The organism is Actinomadura geliboluensis, assembly GCF_043197915.1.
Lineage (GTDB): Bacteria > Actinomycetota > Actinomycetes > Streptosporangiales > Streptosporangiaceae > Spirillospora > Spirillospora geliboluensis.
In genome coordinates this window covers 32,663-49,357 of sequence record NZ_JBICUA010000012.1, presented here as the reverse complement: position 1 = coordinate 49,357, position 16,695 = coordinate 32,663, and the positions used below count along the sequence as shown (strand labels likewise).

The window sequence follows — 16,695 nt, the reverse complement described above, 5'->3', positions numbered from 1 at the left end:
CGGGATGGCCGAGAGCCTGGTCGCGGGCGTCGACTCCTCCACGCAGTCGACGAAGGTCGTCCTGTGCCGCGCCGCCGACGGCGCCGTGGTCGCGGAGGCGTCCGCGCCGCATCCCGACGGCACCGAATGCCACCCCGACCACTGGTGGAACGCGCTCTCCCAGGTCCGGGAGCTGCTGGAGCGGGCCGACGCGGTCGCCGTCGGCGCGCAGCAGCACGGCATGGTCGCGCTCGACGGCGGCGGCGAGGTCGTCCGGCCCGCGCTGCTGTGGAACGACACGCGCTCGGCGCCGCAGGCCCGCGCGCTCGTCGCCGAACTCGGCGGCCCGAAGGCGTGGGCGGAGCGGACCGGCAGCGTGCCGGTCGCCTCGTTCACCGTCACCAAGCTGCGCTGGATGGCCGAGCACGAGCCCGAGAACGCGCGCCGCACCGAGCGGGTCATGCTCCCGCACGACTGGCTGACGCTGCGGCTCGGCGCCGCCGAGCCGGTCACCGACCGGGGCGACGCGTCCGGCACCGGCTACTGGTCCCCGGCGACCGGCGCCTACCTGCCCGACCTGCTGCGCGCCGCGCTCGGCCGCGACGCCGAGCCGCCGCGCGTCGCCGCCCCGGGCGAGCGGGTCGGCGAGACCTCGTGGGGCGCCGCGCTCGGCCCCGGGACCGGCGACAACATGGCCGCCGCGCTCGGCCTCGGGCTGCGGCCCGGCGACGTGGTCGTCTCGATCGGCACGTCCGGCACGGCGTTCGCCGTCGCGGACGTCCCCGCCGCCGACCCCTCCGGCCTGGTCGCCGGGTTCGCCGACGCGACCGGCCGGTTCCTGCCGCTCGTCTGCACACTGAACGCCGCGCGGATCCTGACCGCCGCCGCCGCGATGACCGGCGCCGCTCTCGACGAGCTGTCCGCGCTCGCGCTCGCCGCCGAACCCGGCGCCGGCGGCCTGACCCTGCTGCCCTACCTGGACGGCGAACGCACCCCCGACCGGCCGGACGCGACCGGCGTCCTCGCCGGGCTGACCACGTCCAACGCGACGCGGGAGAACGTGGCGCGGGCCGCGGTGGAGGCGCTGCTGTGCTCGCTCGCCGACGCCGTCGACCACCTGGCCGCGCAGGGCGTCCGGCCCCGCCGCACGCTGCTGATCGGCGGCGGCGCCCGGTCCGCCGCCGTCCAGGCGCTGGCCCCGGCGATCCTCGGGACGCCGGTGACGGTGCCCGAGCCCGCCGAGTACGTCGCGCTCGGCGCCGCCCGCCAGGCGGCATGGGCGCTCGCCGGGACGCCGGAGCCCCCGGCGTGGCCGGCGCCGCCCGCGACCGAGCACACGAGCGACCGCACCGAGACGGGCGTCCGCGAGCGCTACGCGGCGCTGCGCGACTCCGCCCCGGAGATCTGAGGAGGAACCCCATGAGCGACTACACGCCCACGCCCGAGGACCGGTTCTCGTTCGGCATCTGGACGGTCGGCTGGCAGGGCGTCGACGTGTTCGGCCCCGGTACCCGGCCGCCGATGCCCGCCGACCGCGCCGTCCGCAAACTGGCCGAGATCGGCGCCTACGGCGTCAACTTCCACGACAACGACGTGTTCGACTTCGACGCCTCGCCCGGCGAGCGGCAGGAGAGGATCGGCGCGTTCCGCAAGGCCCTCGACGAGACCGGCCTCGTGGTCACCACCGCCACCACCAACCTGTTCGGGCACCCGGTCTTCAAGGACGGCGCGTTCACCGCCAACGACCGCGACGTCCGCCGGTTCGCGCTCCGCAAGGTCATGGACAACCTCGACCTCGCCGCCGAGCTCGGCGCCAAGACCTACGTGTGCTGGGGCGGGCGCGAGGGCGCCGAGTCGGGCGCCGCCAAGGACGTCCGCGCCGCGTTGGACCGCTACAAGGAGGCGTTCGACGTCCTCGGCGCCTACGTCGCCGACCAGGGCTACGACCTGCGGTTCGCGATCGAGCCGAAGCCGAACGAGCCGCGCGGCGACATCCTGCTGCCCACCATCGGGCACGCGCTCGCGTTCATCCAGACGCTGGAGCGCCCCGACGACGTCGGCCTGAACCCCGAGGTCGGGCACGAGGAGATGGCCGGCCTCAACTACGCGCACGGCCTCGCCCAGGCGCTGTGGCAGGGCAAGCTGTTCCACATCGACCTGAACGGGCAGCACGGCCCCCGCTACGACCAGGACCTGCGCTTCGGCGCCGGCAACGCGCGCGGCGCGTTCTGGGTCGTCGACCTCATCGAGAACAGCGACTACAGCGGCCCGGTCCACTTCGACTTCAAGCCGCCGCGCACCGAGGACGACGAGGGCGTGTGGGAGTCGGCGGCCGCGTGCATGCGCAACTGGCTGATCCTGCGGGAGAAGGTCCGCGCGTTCCGCGCCGACCCCGACGTCCAGGACGCCCTGCGCCAGGCCAAGGTGGAGGAGCTCGCGCAGCCAACCCTCGCCGAGGGCGAGGACTGGCGCGCCGTCCGCGCCGCCACCGCCGACGCCGAGGCCCTCGGCGCCCGCCGCACCGCGTTCGAGCTGCTCGACCAGCTCGCTCTGGAGCACCTCTACGGCGTGCGCTCCTGAGACCGTCTCCCTGGAAGCCCGCCCCCTTGGAAGCCCGCCCCGCCTCCCCGGGGGCGGGCTTCCGCCTTGCCGCGGCGACGGCCGGCTAGGGCGCCGCCAGCGCCTCGGTCGGCGCGAGCCGGGCCGCCCGGAGGGCCGGGTAGAGGCCGGCGACGCCGCCGATGAGCAGGGTGGCGAGGATGCCGCCCGCCATCGCCCAGACCGGGACGACGGTCGGCCAGCCCTGCGTCACGGCGAAGACTGCGGTGACCACGATGCCGATCGCCACGCCTCCGACGCCTCCGAGCGCGGCGAGCAACTGCGACTCGGTGAGGAACTGCAGCCGGATCTGACCGCGGGTCGCGCCGAGCGAGCGGCGCAGGCCGATCTCGGCACGGCGTTCCAGGACGGAGATCACCATCGTGTTGGCGACGCCGACGCCGCCGACCAGCAGTGCGACGCCGCCGAGGCCGAGGAGCAGGCCGGTGAACGCCTTGTCGGTGGCGTTCTGGGCGGCCAGCGCGTCCGAGGGACGGCTGACCTCGACCTCGTTCGGCGCCTGCGGGTTCGCGGTGGCCGCGAGCAGGTCCCGCACCGTCTCCACCGCGTCCTTGCGTGCCCGGGTGTAGACGGTGGTGGGGTGGCCGTCGAAACCGAGGTGGGCCGTGGCGGCGTCCCAGCCGACGAGCGCGGCCGAGTCCAGCTCCGGCGCCAGCTGGGTCGGTTCCAGGATGCCCACCACCGTGAACCACTGCGAGCCGAGCCACACCTGGACGTTCGGCGTCGACACCCCGAGCCGCTCAGCCGTGTCCGAGCCGAGCACCACCGCCGGGTACTTCGCGGTGCCCGCGTTCAGCCACGTCCCGGTGGCCATCGTGAGGCCGATGGTCTTCGGCAGGTCGAGACGGGCCGCGAGGACGCTGATCCCGCCGCTCTCGCCCTCCGGGATGTGGTCGTTCCGGTACACGTTGGTGTCGCTCAGCTTCGCCGTCGCGGACGCCGACTCGACCTGCGGCATCCGGCTCACCATGCCGACGGACTCCTCCGGCAGCTTGGAGTCCTCCCCGAAGAAGTCCCGGCCGGGTCCCACCGTGAGCAGGTTGGTGCCGAGCCGGTCGAGCGTCGCCTGCAGCTGGGCCCGGCTGGACGTCGAGATGCCGACCACGCCGATCATCGCGGCGATGCCGATCGCGATGCCGAGGGCGGACAGGAACACCCGCATCGGGCGGGACCGCAGACCGGCCGCGCCGACCCGCAGCACGTCGCGCGGGCCGAGCCGCGCCGGTCCGTCCCCGGGCGGGGCCGTCGCGTTCCCCGCGCCGCCGTCCCCCGTGCCGTCCTTCTGTGCGCCGCCGTTCATCGGGCCCTGCCTTTCTGGGGGCGCCCCCCAGACCCCCGGGCCCGGCGGCCCGAAAATCCTCGCTTCGCTGCGGTCATCGGGCCCTGCCTCTCTGGGGGGCGACCCCCAGCCCCCCGGGCCCGGCGGCCCGAAAATCCTCGCTTCGCTGCGGTCATCGGGCCGCCTCCAGCCGTGCGTCGTCGTGCACGATCCGGCCGTCGCGCATCCGCACCTGCCGGGGCAGCAGCGCGGCGATGTCCCGGTCGTGCGTGATCAGCACGACCGTCGTCCCGCCGCCGGACAGCTCGCGCAGCAGGTCCAGCACGCCCGCGCCCGACGCCGAGTCCAGCGCGCCGGTCGGCTCGTCCGCCAGCAGCAGCGCGGGCTCCCCGACGACCGCGCGGGCGATCGCGACCCGCTGCCTCTCCCCGCCGGACAGCTGGTGCGGCCGGTGGCCGAGCCGGTGCCCGAGCCCGACGCGCTCCAGGGCGCGGCGCGCCCTGCGGCGCCGCTGGGCGAGCGGCACGCCCCCGTACAGCAGCCCGTCGGCGACGTTGTCGAGCGCGCTGACCCCGGCGGCGAGATGGAACTGCTGGAACACGAAGCCGATCCGGCGGGCACGCAGCGCCGACAGGCGCCGGTCCGACAGCCGCGACACGTCCGTGCCCTCGACCAGCACGGTGCCGGCGCTCGGCCGGTCGAGCGTGCCGAGCAGGTGCAGCATGGTCGACTTCCCGGAGCCGGACGGCCCCACGATCGCGACCAGCTCGCGCGCCTCGACGGTCAGCGACACCCCGTCCAGCGCGGTGACCCCTCCCGGATAGGTCTTGGTCGCCTCGCGAAGTTCCACGACCGGGCTCACGAGGGCACCCCGACCTTCATGCCCTCGGACAGTCCCGATCCGGAGATCTCGACCCGGCCGTCGGTGAAGACGCCCGTCTCCACCGGCACCGTGCGCACCCGCCCGCCCTCCACGACCTGGACGGCGTAGCCGCCGTCGCCCTGCGCGAGCAGCGCGCCGATCGGCACGGCGAGGACGTCGGCATGCTTGTTCGCGGTGACGTGCACCTCGACGGGCGCCTTGTCGTAGGAGCCGAGCTTCCGCTGGCTCGCCACCGCGATCTCGACCTCGACGGTCGTCGGCTGGTCCTGCTGCCCTTCCTTGGCGACCTTCCCGACCGAGGTGATCCTTCCCTTGACCGTGTCGCCGGACGGCAGCTCGATCTCCACCTCACCGCCCTTCTTCGCCAGCCGCTGGTACTCGACGTCCAGGTCGACGCTCACCACGCGGGTCGTGCCGGTGTAGGTGAGGACGGCGCCGCCGATACGGTCGCCGACGTTCGCCTTGCGCTCGGCCACGCGGATCCGGCCGGGCGCGACGACCGCCGAGCCCGGCTGGATCCGGCCGGTCTCCTCCAGGCCGAGATCGTCCTGCCAGCGCTTCACGGCCGCGGTGGTGGAGGAGCCGAACGTCTTGTCGACGGTGAACCCGGTGTAGCCGAGGGCCCGCAGGTTCCGTTCGAGCTGCAGGACGTCGGCGCCCTCCGCCCCTTCGGCGAGCGCCCGGTACAGCGGCAGCCTCCCGTACAGCAGCGGCACCGGCTTGTTGTCGACCCGGTACACCGACCTGCCTCTGGGGATCACCGAGCCGGGCCCCGCCAGCCAGGTGAGGGTGCCGCTCCCGGCTCCGGCGATGGTGTGGGTGTTGCCGTAGCCGAGCGTCCCGTCCACGTCCTGGGTCTCGACGAGCGTGGTCCGCTCGATCGCCGCCGTCGCGGGGGGCAGTGAGCTGTGCGCGGCGGCCGGGTCGCCGCCTCCGCCCAGCCCGGCCGTCGCGAGACCCGCGCCGCCGGCCACGATCACACCCGCCGCACCGAAGACGATCACGCGTGTCCTGGCCACTAGTCGCCGCCGACGGTCGTCGAGGGCCCCTTGCCGCCGTCCGGCGCGTACTTCGAGCACGCCTTCTGCGCGTTCTTGAACCGCTGGCTCCCCGGGTCGACGCCGGTGCCCTTCCCGGCTTGGATCTTGATGCCGCCGTCGGGGTCGGGATCGGGGAACTCGCTGATGCCGTTGTCGCGCATGCACTCGGACATGGCGCGCATCTTCGCCAGCTCCTCCGGCTTCGGCTTGGGCGGCTTGCCGCCGTTCGGCATCAGGTGCGCGCACTTCTTCTGCGCCGCCTGGATCTTGCCGTCCGTCTTGCCAGGACCGCCCTTGCCGGGCCCGGCGGACGCATGGATCTCGACCCGGCCGTCCCCGCTCGGGTCCTTCATGTCCACCCCGTTGTCGCGCATGCACTGGGCGAACTTCCGCATCTTCTCCTGGTCGCTCGCCTTCTTGGCGGTGCTGCTCGGCCCCGCGCCCTCGCCCTCGGCCCCGCAGCCCGGCAGGCCGAGGGCGAGGGCCGGAACCAGCGCCAGTGCCGCGAGCGTCTGTCGTCGCATCGATCGGTCTCCTTGTCGTCCCGCCGGACGGTGCGCCGGCGGCGACCGCAAGTTCAGCCCCGGGCCGGTAACCCCGGCGTAACCGGATCGCGTTATGCCGGCGTTACGCCGCCTCCCCGAAGCTTGTGCGGCAGGACGCGCCGGGCGGCGCGTCCCGGAGACGGCAGGGGACGGAAGACGTGCGGGTACTGATCGCCGAGGACGAGCGGATGCTCGCCGATTCGATCGCCGAGGGGCTCCGGGCCGAGGCCCTCGCCGTGGACGTGGTCTACGACGGGGACGCCGCGCTCGAGCGCCTCGGCGTGCACGACTACGACGTGCTCGTCCTGGACCGGGACCTGCCCGTCGTGCACGGCGACGACGTGTGCCGGGCGGTGGTGGAGTCGGGCGCGCTCGTGCGGGTGCTGATGCTGACCGCGGCCGTGGCCGTCCCGGCGCGGGTCGCCGGGCTGCGGCTCGGCGCGGACGACTACCTGACCAAGCCGTTCGCGTTCGAGGAGCTGGTGGCGCGGATCCAGGCGCTCGGCCGGCGGTCCCGCCCGGCCGCGCCGCCGGCGCTGGAGCGCGCCGGCATCCGGCTCGACCCGGCCCGCCGGGAGGTGTACCGCGACGGCCGGTACGTGCACCTGGCGCGCAAGGAGTTCGGGGTGCTCGCCGAACTGCTGCGCGCGCAGGGCGCGGTCGTGTCCGCCGAGCGGCTGCTGGAGAAGGTGTGGGACGAGCACACCGACCCGTTCACCAACACCGTCCGGGTGACGCTGATGAAGCTCCGCCGCAGGCTCGGCGATCCCCCGGTCATCGAGACCGTCCCGGGAGTGGGGTACCGGATTCCATGACGCACGTCACCGACCGGCTGCGGCCGACGATCCGGATGCGGCTCACCCTGCTCTACACCGGCCTGTTCCTGTGCGCCGGGATCGTCCTGCTGGGGCTGACCTACCTGCTGCTGAAGAGCAGCCTGCCGAGGCAGGCCGACCCGGTGGACGTGAACCGGGTCTTCGCGAGCGCCCCCTCGGAGTGGTCGCTCACGCCGCCGCCGGGCGGGCGGCCCCCGGAGGCCACTGTCCAGAGGTTCAAGGGGGTGCTGACCCAGGAGCGGGAGAACTACCAGCGGGAGACGCTGAACGCGCTGCTCACCCAGGGCGGCGTCGCGCTCGGGCTGGTGGCCGCGGCCGGGCTCGGGTTCGGCTGGCTGCTCGCCGACCGGGCGCTGCGCCCCGTCCACACGATCACCGAGACGGCGCGGCGGGTGGCGCGCAGCCACGACCTCACCGAGCGGATCTCCTACGAGGGGCCGCGCGACGACGTCAAGGAGCTGGCCGACACCTTCGACACCATGCTCGGCCGGCTGGCGCGCGCGTTCGACGGCCAGCGGCGCTTCGTCGCGAACGCCTCCCACGAGCTGCGCACCCCGCTCGCCATCAACCGGACCCTCGTCGACGTCGCGGTGCGCCGCCCGGACGCCACCGACGACGTCAAGCGGCTCGGCGAGTCGCTGCTGGTGGTGAACGGCCGGCACGAGCGGCTCATCGACGGGCTGCTCACGCTCGCCGGCTCGGAGAACGCCGTGGCGGACGCGGCGCCGCTCGACCTCGCGGACGTCGCCGGGCACGTCCTGGAGCAGGCCGGACCCGAGGCCCGCGCCCGCGGCGTCACCACCGACCGCAGGCTCGGCCCGGCGCCCACGTCCGGCGATCCCGTGCTCGTCGAGCGGCTGGTGCAGAACCTGGTCGAGAACGCGGTCCGGCACAACCGCGACGGCGGCGAGCTGTCGGTCGCCACCCGCGGCCGGGACGGCTGGGCGGAGCTCACCGTCGCCAACACCGGGCCGGTGGTGCCCGGCTACGAGATCGAGACGATCTTCGAGCCGTTCCGGCGGCTCGGCAACGACCGGGTGCGGTCCGACCGCGGCGCCGGGCTGGGCCTGTCGATCGTCCGGGCGACCGCCACCGCGCACGGCGGCACGGTCACCGCCGTGCCGCGCCCCGGCGGCGGCCTCACCGTCACCGTCCGGCTGCCCTCCCGCGCGCCCGCCGGGGAACTCGCGGCGCCCGGGACGGGAGATCCGGCGCGATCGGGGTAGCGTCAGCCCAATGACCAGTGCGCAACTGCTCACCGACGGGTTCGGCAGGATCAGGGAGGTCGTCCACGGCGCGGTCGGCGGGCTCACCGCCGAGGAACTCGCGTACCGGCCCGCCGAGGGCGCCAACTCGATCGCGTGGCTCGGCTGGCATCTGACCCGCATCCAGGACGACCATGTCGCCGGCGCCGCCGGCACCGGCCAGGTGTGGACGGACGACGGCTGGGCCGACCGGTTCGGCCTGCCGCTGGACGTCTTCGACACCGGGTACGGGCACGGCCCCGACGAGGTCGCGGCGGTCGAGGTCGGGTCGGCGGACCTGCTGACCGGCTACCACGACGCCGTCCACGACCGGACGATCGAGTACGTGTCCGGGCTGACCGACGCCGACCTGGAGCGCGTCGTCGACCGCTCCTGGGACCCGCCCGTCACGCTCGCCGTGCGGCTCATCAGCGTGATCTCCGACGACCTGCAGCACGCCGGCCAGGCCGCCTACGTCCGCGGCCTGCTGGACGAGGGCTGAACGACGAGGGCTGAACGCGGCGCCGGCTAGGCGTCCCCGAGCGGGACGCGCCAGACGAGGACGGTGCCGCCGCCCGGCCGGTCCCGGGTGGTGAAGGACCCGCCGTGGCCCTCGGCGCGCTCGCGCATGTTGCGCAGGCCGCTGCGGCGGCCGCCCTCGGGGATGCCGGCGCCGTCGTCCTCGACCCGCAGGGTGAGGTCGTCGCCGACGTCGACGACCACGGCGGCCTCGGTGGCGCGGGCGTGCCGGGCCACGTTCGACAGCGCCTCCCGGACGACGGCGAGGAGGTCCTCGCCGACCGCGTCGCCGACGGCGGTGTCCAGCAGCCCGGCGAGCCGCACCGACGGGGCGAACCCCAGCCGCTCGGCGGCTTCGTCGACCACCCGGTGCGTCCGGCTGCGCAGCGACGCCTCGTCGGGCGGCGCCTGCAGCGCGAAGATGGTGGAGCGGATCTGCCGGATGGTGTCGTCCAGGTCGTCCACCGCCCGCCGCACCCGCGTCGCCACCTCCGGCCGCTCGGTGATCTTGACGGCGGACATCAGCGTCATCGCGGTGGCGAACAGCCGCTGGATGACGGTGTCGTGCAGGTCCTTGGCGATCCGGTCGCGGTCCTCCAGCAGCGTCAGCCGCTCGGTGTCGCGGCGCCGGTCGGCCAGCTCCAGCGCGACCGCGGCCTGCCCGGCGAACGCCTCCAGCAGCCGCCGGGTCGCGTCGGTGAACGGCGCGCCGCCCGGCGGGTCGATCACCATGATCGTCCCGCGCGCGGCGGCGCCGGTGCCGAGCGGCACCACCAGCAGCGGCCCGACCGGCGCCTCCGCCGGCGCGCCCGCCTCCCGGACCGCCGCCGAGCCGTCGGGCAGCCGCAGCGCCGCCCCCTCGGCGAACACCTTCCCCGACACCGAGCTCTCGAGCGGCAGCCGCTTCCCCAGCAGGTGCCGGGCGCCGTCGCCGTCGACCGCCTCCACCACGGCCTCCCCGCGCGCCTCGTCCACCAGGGCGACGCCGCTCAGCCGCGCCCCGGCGATCTCCCGGGCGCGCCGGGCGACGAGGTCGATGACCTCGCCCGTGCCGGTGCCCGACAGCAGCGCCGTGGAGATCTCCGCGGACGCCTCCAGCCACCGCTCGCGGCGCCGCGTCTCCTCGTACAGCCGCGCGTTCTCGATCGCCACGCCCGCGGCCGTGGCCAGCGCGGTCACCACGACCTCGTCCTCGGGATCGAACTCGCCGCCGCCGGCCTTCTCGGTCAGGTACAGGTTGCCGAACACCTCGTCCCGGACGCGGATCGGGACCCCGAGGAACGTCTTCATCGGCGGATGGTTCGGCGGGAAGCCGTAGGAGTCCGGATGCTCGCCGAGGTCGGGCAGCCGGATCGGGTGCGGCTCGCGGATCAGCAGCCCGAGGATGCCGCGGCCGTGCGGCCAGTGCCCGATCGCCTCGGTCTCCGCCTCGCTCACCCCGGCCGTGACGAACCGGGCGAGCCGCTCGCCGTCGTCGCCGATGACGCCGAGGGCGCCGTAGCGGGCGTCGACCAGGGCGGTGGCGGCCTCGGTGATCCGCCGCAGCACGGTCTCCAGGTCGAGCTCGCCGCCGATCGAGACGACCGCCTCCAGCAGCGCGTGCACCCGGTCCCGGGTGGCGCGGGCGGTGTCCAGCCGCGCCTGCAGCTCGGCCAGCAGATCGTCCAGCTTCAGCTCCGGCAGGACGAGCCGTGCGCGTTCCTCCCCGGAGCGGGACTCCTCACTCACACCGCCAAGTATTCCGGCCGGGTCCGGGATGCCGGATTCAGGGCCGCGGTAACGGCCGGGGCCGCCCGGCCGCGGCGTCGGTGATGAGGCGGGACCAGCGGGCGCCGATGTGGTCCAGGTCATGGCGGCGCACCGACCGCAGCGCCTGCTCGCCGAGGCGGTCGCGCAGGGCCGAGTCGGTGATCAGCTTGCGCAGTGCCGCGGTGAGGGCGTCGACGTCGCCGTTCGCGACGAGCAGCCCGTCCGCGCCGTCGGTGATCAGCTCGGCGGGCCCGTGCGGGCAGTCGAACGACACGACCGGCAGGCCCATCCCCATGGCCTCGATGACGACCATCGGCATGCCCTCGCGGCGCGAGGACAGCGCGTAGACCGACGCGCGCCGCATCTCGGCGGGCAGGTCGGGGGTGCGGGGGCGCAGCTCCACCCGGCCGGTCAGGCCGAGCTCGCCGATCATCGCGTGCAGCCGGTCCCGGCGGGCGCCCGACCCGAAGATGCGCAGCGTCCAGTCGGGATGCTCGGCGGCGATCGGCGCGAAGGCGCGCATCAGCAGGTCGAAGCCCTTGGTCCGGACGAGCCGCCCGGCGGCGAGCACGACCTTGTCCTCGCGCCGGGAGGGCGGGTCCGGCAGTGCCGGCGCGGCGTTCGGGATCCGCACGATGCGGACGCCGGCCCCGGCGAGCGCCCGCGCGTAGTCGGCGCGGGCGGCCTCGGTGAGCGTGGCGAGGACGGTCAGCCGCCGGTACCCGCGCACGACCTGCCGGTGGAGCGCGGGCTGGTAGGAGCCGAGGTTCATGTGGTCCTGCCCGATCACGGCGACGCCGCGCGGGGCGAGTTCGGCCGCCAGCAGGACGAGGGAGGGCCGGGTCCCGATGAGGACGTCGGCCGGCGTGCCGTACAGGATGCGGAGGAGCCGGACGTCCGTCCACAGGGTCATGTGGCGGAAGGACGCCTCGTCGGCCGGCACGAGGAGGCTCGGCAGCCGGCCCAGGAGCCGGGCGGGCCGGCTCCGCCGGGCGAACCGGTCGTCCGCGTAGGTGACCGCGACGCCCTCGGGCAGCGGGAAGAACGGCTTCTCATTGCCCTTCAGCGCGCTGACGATCTCGACGTCGTGGTCGCGGGCCAGGTGGCCGCACAGGTTGAGCACGGTGCGGATCGTGCCGCCGGTGCCGTGCGCGTTCTGCAGGAGGACCCGCACGCGGAGCCGGTCGCCGCGGCGCGGCGGCCGCCGCCACCGCAGCGGGCGCAGTGTGAGGAGCGCCGCGCGGCGCAGGACCCGATGCGTCCTGCGCCGGACGCGGCGGCGAAATCGCAGCGGGCGTACCGGTTCGTTCACCTCGTCCCCGTTCGCAGACGGCCTTTTCCGGCCCTCTGCCCGTTCCAGGACGGGTCAACGCCAACCGGTGGTCAACGCCCTTCCCGGGCTTCCCCGGCGGTGGTCGGCCGCCGGGGACCGGGGACGGTCAGCCGGTGGTGACGCTGCGGTCGAGAGCGCTGCCCTTGACCCAGCGGCTCCACGACATCTCGTAGTAGCTCCAGCCGTTGTTCCAGTCCAGGCCGCGCTTGCTGCCGGTGATGATCACCGGGTCGCCGCGGTAGGAGAAGTTGTAGAACCAGCGGGCGTCGGCGGGCGGGGAGTTGACGCAGCCGTGGCTGACGTTCTGCCGGCCCTGCGCCCACACCGTGGAGGCCATCGAGTGGACGTACTCGCCGCTGTTGGAGATCCGCACCGCGAACGGGATGACCTCCTTGTAGCCGCCGTTCTTCTTGTCCTTGGGGTCGACGCCCATCCACTCCGACGTCATGATCGCCGGATTCTCCTTGCCCATCGTCAGGTGGATGCCGCTGGTGGTGAGGAAGGTGTCGACGCCGTTGACCACGCGGCCGCCGCGCCCGGCGCTGATCGGCCAGGAGCGGACCGTCTTGCCGTTCTCCTTGACGATGGCCTTCTTCTTCTTGGTGCTGATGTGCGTGATGTGCGAGTCGCCGATGCGGAAGGTGCGCGTGAAGTCGGTCATGCCGTAGGTCCGCTTGCCGGACCTGACTCCGGCCAGCCGGGCCTTGAGGGCGACCTTCTGGTTCGGCTGCCAGTACGTGCCGTTCTTCGTGCGGAAGACGACGGTGGTGTCGTTCATCCAGTACCACGCGCCGGTGGCGGGCTTGGTGGACTTGACCTCCAGGGCCTTCTCCACGGCCTTCTTGTCGGCGACCGCCCGGTTGAAGACGACCTGGATCGGCATGCCGACCCCGACCTTCTCGTTCTTGCCGGGCGTGACGTCGACGATCTCCAGCTGGTTCGCGGCCTTGGCCGTGGCGAACGAGGCGTTGACCGTGGCCGACTTGCCCTGCGGGCTCTTGGCGACCGCGGTGACCTCGTACTTGGCGCCGGGACGCAGCGTCCGCGACTTCCAGCTGGTCTTGTCGGCGGCCATCTCGCCGGTCACCGGCCTGCCCTTGAGGGTGACGGTGACCTGCTCCAGCGTCCCGCCGACCGCGGTGACGACCACGCCGGCCTCCGGCTTGGCCTTGGTGTTGCCGTTGCCGGGGTCGATCGTCACCTGCGGGACGCTCGCGTCCCCCTTCTCCCCGACCGTCACGCCGGAGTCCTTCTCACCCCCGCTGCACGCGGTCGTGAAGACCAGCACGACCCCCGCGATTCCCGCGCCCGCCCGAACACCTGCGGAAACCCTCCGCTGCACCGCGACCTCCAGTGACCCCGCCGTCTACCACCAGCGACATTAGCGACAAAAGACGAGGATCATGCCACGACTTGGGGTTTTGGCCGGTGTCCGAGATCAAAGCGTTGCACGGCGGCGGCCCTCGCCGCGGGGCGCGGCCCTCAGCGCAGCGCGCTGCCCTCGCGCCACTTGTCGAAGGACAGCTGCCAGAAGCTCCAGCCGTTGTCGTACTCGACCTCGCGGTCGCTGCCGGTCAGCTTGATGATGTCGCCGCGCTGCATGATGTCGTAGTACCACTTGGCGTTGGCGGGGCTGATGTTCAGGCAGCCGTGGCTGACGTTCGCCGACCCCTGCGACCCGACCGACCAGGGCGCCGAGTGGACGTACTCGCCGCTGTTGGAGAAGCGGACCGCGTAGTTGACGACCGTCTTGTAGTAGCCGGGGTCGCCCTCCTTCCGGCCGGGCGAGATCATCGTGACGGGGTTGCCCTTCTCCATCAGGAGGTGGACGCCGCTGGTGGTGGTGTACTCCCGGGTCTGCCCGTTGCCGGCGCTGAACGGGATCGTGCGCAGCTTCTCGCCGTCCCGCGTCACGGTCATGCTGTGCTCGCCGATGTCGCCGGTCGTGACCTGCTTGGCGCCGATCGTGATCGCGGCCTGGGAGTCCTTGGCCCCGTACACGCCGCCGCCCGCGTTCACCCCGGCCAGGGCGGCGTTGAAGCGGACCGTCTGGTGCGGCTGCCAGTAGGTCTTCGTGCGGTAGACGACCTGGTCGGGCGCCAGCCAGCGCCAGGCGCCCTCGACGGGCTTCTCGGGGGTCACCCGCAGCGTCCGCTCGACGGCGGCCTTGTCGGCGACCGCGCGGTCGAACCGGACGAAGATCGGCATGCCGACGCCGACCTTCTCTCCCTTGAGGTTCGGGGTGACGTCCACGATCGACAGCGTCTTGGCGGGCTTCAGCGTGGTGAACGAGCTGGTCACCGTGCGCGCCTTGCCGCCGTCGCCGGCCTGCGCGGTGACGGTGTAGGACGTGCCGGGCGTCAGGGTCCGGGTGGAGCGCCAGGTCTTGCGGCCCTCGCCGTACGCCCCGGTGATCGCGGCGCCCTCGCCCTGGACGGTGACGTCGCGCAGCTCGGCGCCGGACGCCTTCACCTCGATGGTGCCGTCCGGCTTGACCTCGGCGGTCCCGTTGGCGGGGGTGATCGTCACGGCGGTGTCGGATCCGCCCGCGGCGAGCGCGCCCTCGCCGCCGATCGCGCAGCCGCTCACGAGCATCGCCACCGCGCCCGTGCCCCCGGCCAGCCCGAGGCCCACACGACCCTTGATCGCCACAAATCCCCCAAATGCTCTTGATTCACCCCGTGCCCGGTGAATCTACCTGCATATGGAGACGCCCCGAACCCGGTGAAGGTTCGGGGCGTGCGGCGGGAGAACGCCGTTCAGGCGGCCGTCGTGGACGGGGCCGGCTCGCGGTTGATGCGCCGGACGAGGCGCTTGAAGCCCCACACCGACACGGCGATGCCGATCGCGCCCAGCCCGGCGACGATGCCGGTGCGGATCCACAGGTACATGCTGATCGACTGGTTGAACAGCATCCACAGGCTGACGCCGACGTTCGCCAGCAGCACCGCCGACCACAGCAGCGAGATCCGCAGGAAGAACCGGTGGACCCTGTCGTGCTTGTAGAAGGCGTCCGGGATCGGCGCCATGTCCTTGGCGAGCTTCATGGCGAGCGGCTTGCCGAGCGGCACCGAGGCCAGGAACGCCATGCTCACGCAGAGCGTGCCCAGGGTCGGCTGCAGGAAGTAGATGACCGCGCTGTGCGTGGCGGCCGCCAGGCCCGCGCGGACGGTCACGCCGACCGCGGCCAGCATCAGCATCCCCGACACCGGGTGGCCGCGCACGTAGCGGTAGATGATCCCGCCGTAGACCCAGGCCACGGCGGCGACCAGCGCGCCGTTCAGCCCCAGCAGCATCAGCGCGGCGTAGAACACCGCCACCGGGGCGATGACGCCCTCCACGAAGCGCGGGAGCGCGTGCATGAGCAGCGCGGTCACCCGCGGCAGCTCGAACACGTGCTGGCCGGGCTCCGCCGGCGTGGTCGCCGTTCGTTCCATCGAGTACTGTGCTCCCCGGTCGGCGTGCATGGACTCGGATGTGGTCACGATTCGCCCCACCGTACGTGATGATCCGCGCGAGTCCGTCCGTTTTCAAACGAACCGGCACGCGCGGCCTGTTCCCTCCTTAGTTCGGCCCCCGGCGCCGCGGGGTGCGGGCCGCGGCCGCATGCGGCCAGAATCGAACCGCCGCCCCGGCTTTGTTTCCGACTTTCGGCGTCCCTCACCTCGCTAATCGGGCGGAGACGGCTGGACGTCCCTGGCGGCGGCGTAAATCGCGCGCAGGGTCACCGCCACCGACGGCCTGCGCACGCTCGCGGTGCGGGTGACGGCGTAGACCTCGCGGGCGAGCGTGCACTCGGGGATGCGCCGGACCGCCACGCCCCGGTCCCCGGCGGCGAGGGCCAGCGCGGGCACCGCGGTGATGCCGATGCCCCGCGCCACCAGGCTGAGGATCGTGTGCAGCCCCTCGAACTCCCACGGCACCGGGCGGGCGCCGCCGACGGTGTCCAGCAGCCGCTCGACGGCCTGCCGGGACGGCTCGCCGGGCGGCGCGGCCATCCAGGGCTCCTCGCGGAGCCGCTCCAGGTCGACCGGGCGGGACGGGTCCGACATCGGGTGCGCCTCCGGCACCACCAGGACCAGCGGGTCGCGGCGCAGGTGGAAGAACTCCAGCGCGGCGGGCGCCTGGTCGGGGACCTTGCCCGTCCAGTCGTCGATGAGCGCGATGTCGACCTCGCCGCTCTGCACCTGGCGGATGCCCGCGCCGGGCGCGGTCTGCCGCAGCACGAACGTCAGCCCGGGGTGCTCGCCCAGGCTGCGCGCCAGCGCGGGGGCGAAGGCGACGGCGGCGGTCGGGAACGCCGTGACGACGATCCGCCCGGAGGGGGCGTCGGCCTGCGCCGACAGCTCCGCCTCGGCCGCCTCGACCATGCCGAGGATCTCCTCGGCGCGCTCGGCCAGCCGGCGCCCGGCGTCGGTCAGCTCGGCGCTGCGGGCCGTCCGGTCCAGCAGCGGGACGCGGGCCTCCCGCTCCAGCGCGGCCAGCTGCTGGGAGACCGCGGACGGGGTGTAGCCGAGGGCGGCCGCGGTCGCGGCGATGCTGCCGCGGCGGGCGAATTCGGCGAGCAGCCGCAGGCGGCGCACTTCGAGCATCAGCTCAGCTTACGGTAACCATCGGTGAGACTCGCTTGTAATGATGCTTGCAGCGGGCAAGAGTTAGTCGAGCCCGG

Annotated in this window: 15 protein-coding genes; 5 read left to right on the top strand and 10 right to left on the bottom strand. The window is 73.7% G+C overall.

The window, feature by feature from the left end:
• The first annotated feature begins 4 nt into the window (after window positions 1-4).
• Window positions 5-1,387 carry a xylulokinase gene (gene xylB / locus ACGFI1_RS33695; protein WP_386866681.1) on the top strand — a complete coding sequence of 461 codons (1,383 nt, stop codon included), beginning with the start codon at window positions 5-7 and terminating at the stop codon, window positions 1,385-1,387.
• 11 nt (window positions 1,388-1,398) lie between these two features.
• Window positions 1,399-2,559 (top strand): xylose isomerase, encoded by a 1,161-nt coding sequence (gene xylA / locus ACGFI1_RS33690; protein ID WP_364554790.1) that lies wholly within the window; start codon window positions 1,399-1,401, stop codon window positions 2,557-2,559.
• A gap of 85 nt (window positions 2,560-2,644) precedes the next feature.
• Here xylA and ACGFI1_RS33685 read toward each other — a convergent pair whose 3' ends face one another.
• From ACGFI1_RS33685 to ACGFI1_RS33670, 4 genes are all read right to left on the bottom strand, one after another.
• Entirely contained in the window at window positions 2,645-3,898 is a 1,254-nt protein-coding gene (locus tag ACGFI1_RS33685; protein WP_392737919.1) for an ABC transporter permease, read from the bottom strand.
• A gap of 151 nt (window positions 3,899-4,049) precedes the next feature.
• A complete protein-coding gene (locus ACGFI1_RS33680; protein ID WP_386866685.1) occupies window positions 4,050-4,739 on the bottom strand; it encodes an ABC transporter ATP-binding protein in 690 nt (229 codons plus the stop codon).
• Window positions 4,736-5,764: an efflux RND transporter periplasmic adaptor subunit gene (locus ACGFI1_RS33675; protein WP_387067403.1), complete on the bottom strand. Its 1,029-nt coding sequence runs from the start codon at window positions 5,762-5,764 to the stop codon at window positions 4,736-4,738. Before ACGFI1_RS33675 ends, ACGFI1_RS33680 begins: the two co-directional genes overlap by 4 nt.
• Window positions 5,765-5,778: 14 nt before the next feature.
• On the bottom strand, window positions 5,779-6,324 hold the full coding sequence (locus tag ACGFI1_RS33670; protein WP_386866689.1) for a hypothetical protein: 546 nt from the start codon (window positions 6,322-6,324) through the stop codon (window positions 5,779-5,781).
• 179 nt (window positions 6,325-6,503) lie between these two features.
• Here ACGFI1_RS33670 and ACGFI1_RS33665 point away from each other — a divergent pair, with 179 nt between their 5' ends.
• The 3 genes from ACGFI1_RS33665 to ACGFI1_RS33655 are packed head-to-tail and all read left to right on the top strand — an operon-like array spanning window position 6,504 to window position 8,927.
• Window positions 6,504-7,160, top strand: a complete 657-nt coding sequence (locus ACGFI1_RS33665) for a response regulator transcription factor (protein WP_392791224.1) — start codon at window positions 6,504-6,506, stop codon at window positions 7,158-7,160.
• On the top strand, window positions 7,157-8,407 hold the full coding sequence (locus tag ACGFI1_RS33660) for a sensor histidine kinase (RefSeq protein WP_392791222.1): 1,251 nt from the start codon (window positions 7,157-7,159) through the stop codon (window positions 8,405-8,407). The genes ACGFI1_RS33665 and ACGFI1_RS33660 overlap by 4 nt, the downstream gene beginning before the upstream one ends.
• A 10-nt stretch (window positions 8,408-8,417) precedes the next feature.
• On the top strand, window positions 8,418-8,927 hold the full coding sequence (locus ACGFI1_RS33655; protein ID WP_392791221.1) for a mycothiol transferase: 510 nt from the start codon (window positions 8,418-8,420) through the stop codon (window positions 8,925-8,927).
• Window positions 8,928-8,953: 26 nt separating this feature from the next.
• Here the strand turns inward: ACGFI1_RS33655 and ACGFI1_RS33650 are convergent, their stop codons facing one another.
• From ACGFI1_RS33650 to ACGFI1_RS33625, 6 genes are all read right to left on the bottom strand, one after another.
• The gene (locus ACGFI1_RS33650) at window positions 8,954-10,672 is read right to left on the bottom strand and encodes a GAF domain-containing sensor histidine kinase (protein WP_392791219.1); all 1,719 of its coding nucleotides are present in this window, start codon (window positions 10,670-10,672) and stop codon (window positions 8,954-8,956) included.
• Between the two features lie 37 nt (window positions 10,673-10,709).
• Window positions 10,710-12,005 (bottom strand): glycosyltransferase family 4 protein, encoded by a 1,296-nt coding sequence (locus tag ACGFI1_RS33645; RefSeq protein WP_392791217.1) that lies wholly within the window; start codon window positions 12,003-12,005, stop codon window positions 10,710-10,712.
• A 127-nt stretch (window positions 12,006-12,132) separates the two neighbouring features.
• Window positions 12,133-13,266 carry a L,D-transpeptidase gene (locus ACGFI1_RS33640; protein WP_240807754.1) on the bottom strand — a complete coding sequence of 378 codons (1,134 nt, stop codon included), beginning with the start codon at window positions 13,264-13,266 and terminating at the stop codon, window positions 12,133-12,135.
• 242 nt (window positions 13,267-13,508) lie between these two features.
• The gene (locus ACGFI1_RS33635) at window positions 13,509-14,678 is read right to left on the bottom strand and encodes a L,D-transpeptidase (protein WP_392791214.1); all 1,170 of its coding nucleotides are present in this window, start codon (window positions 14,676-14,678) and stop codon (window positions 13,509-13,511) included.
• A 107-nt stretch (window positions 14,679-14,785) separates the two neighbouring features.
• Complete coding sequence (locus ACGFI1_RS33630; RefSeq protein ID WP_240807755.1) at window positions 14,786-15,511, bottom strand: VC0807 family protein; 726 nt, start codon at window positions 15,509-15,511, stop codon at window positions 14,786-14,788.
• 183 nt (window positions 15,512-15,694) lie between these two features.
• Window positions 15,695-16,618 (bottom strand): LysR family transcriptional regulator, encoded by a 924-nt coding sequence (locus ACGFI1_RS33625; RefSeq protein ID WP_386866702.1) that lies wholly within the window; start codon window positions 16,616-16,618, stop codon window positions 15,695-15,697.
• Between the last annotated feature and the right edge of the window lie 77 nt (window positions 16,619-16,695).

Coding starts and splice junctions, on each gene's coding strand:
- ACGFI1_RS33670 (WP_386866689.1), bottom strand. CDS start 6,324: ATGCGACGACAGACGCTCGCGGCACTGGCGCTGGTTCCGGCCCTCGCC.
- ACGFI1_RS33660 (WP_392791222.1), top strand. CDS start 7,157: ATGACGCACGTCACCGACCGGCTGCGGCCGACGATCCGGATGCGGCTC.
- xylB (WP_386866681.1), top strand. CDS start 5: ATGGCCGAGAGCCTGGTCGCGGGCGTCGACTCCTCCACGCAGTCGACG.
- ACGFI1_RS33625 (WP_386866702.1), bottom strand. CDS start 16,618: ATGCTCGAAGTGCGCCGCCTGCGGCTGCTCGCCGAATTCGCCCGCCGC.
- xylA (WP_364554790.1), top strand. CDS start 1,399: ATGAGCGACTACACGCCCACGCCCGAGGACCGGTTCTCGTTCGGCATC.
- ACGFI1_RS33655 (WP_392791221.1), top strand. CDS start 8,418: ATGACCAGTGCGCAACTGCTCACCGACGGGTTCGGCAGGATCAGGGAG.
- ACGFI1_RS33685 (WP_392737919.1), bottom strand. CDS start 3,898: ATGAACGGCGGCGCACAGAAGGACGGCACGGGGGACGGCGGCGCGGGG.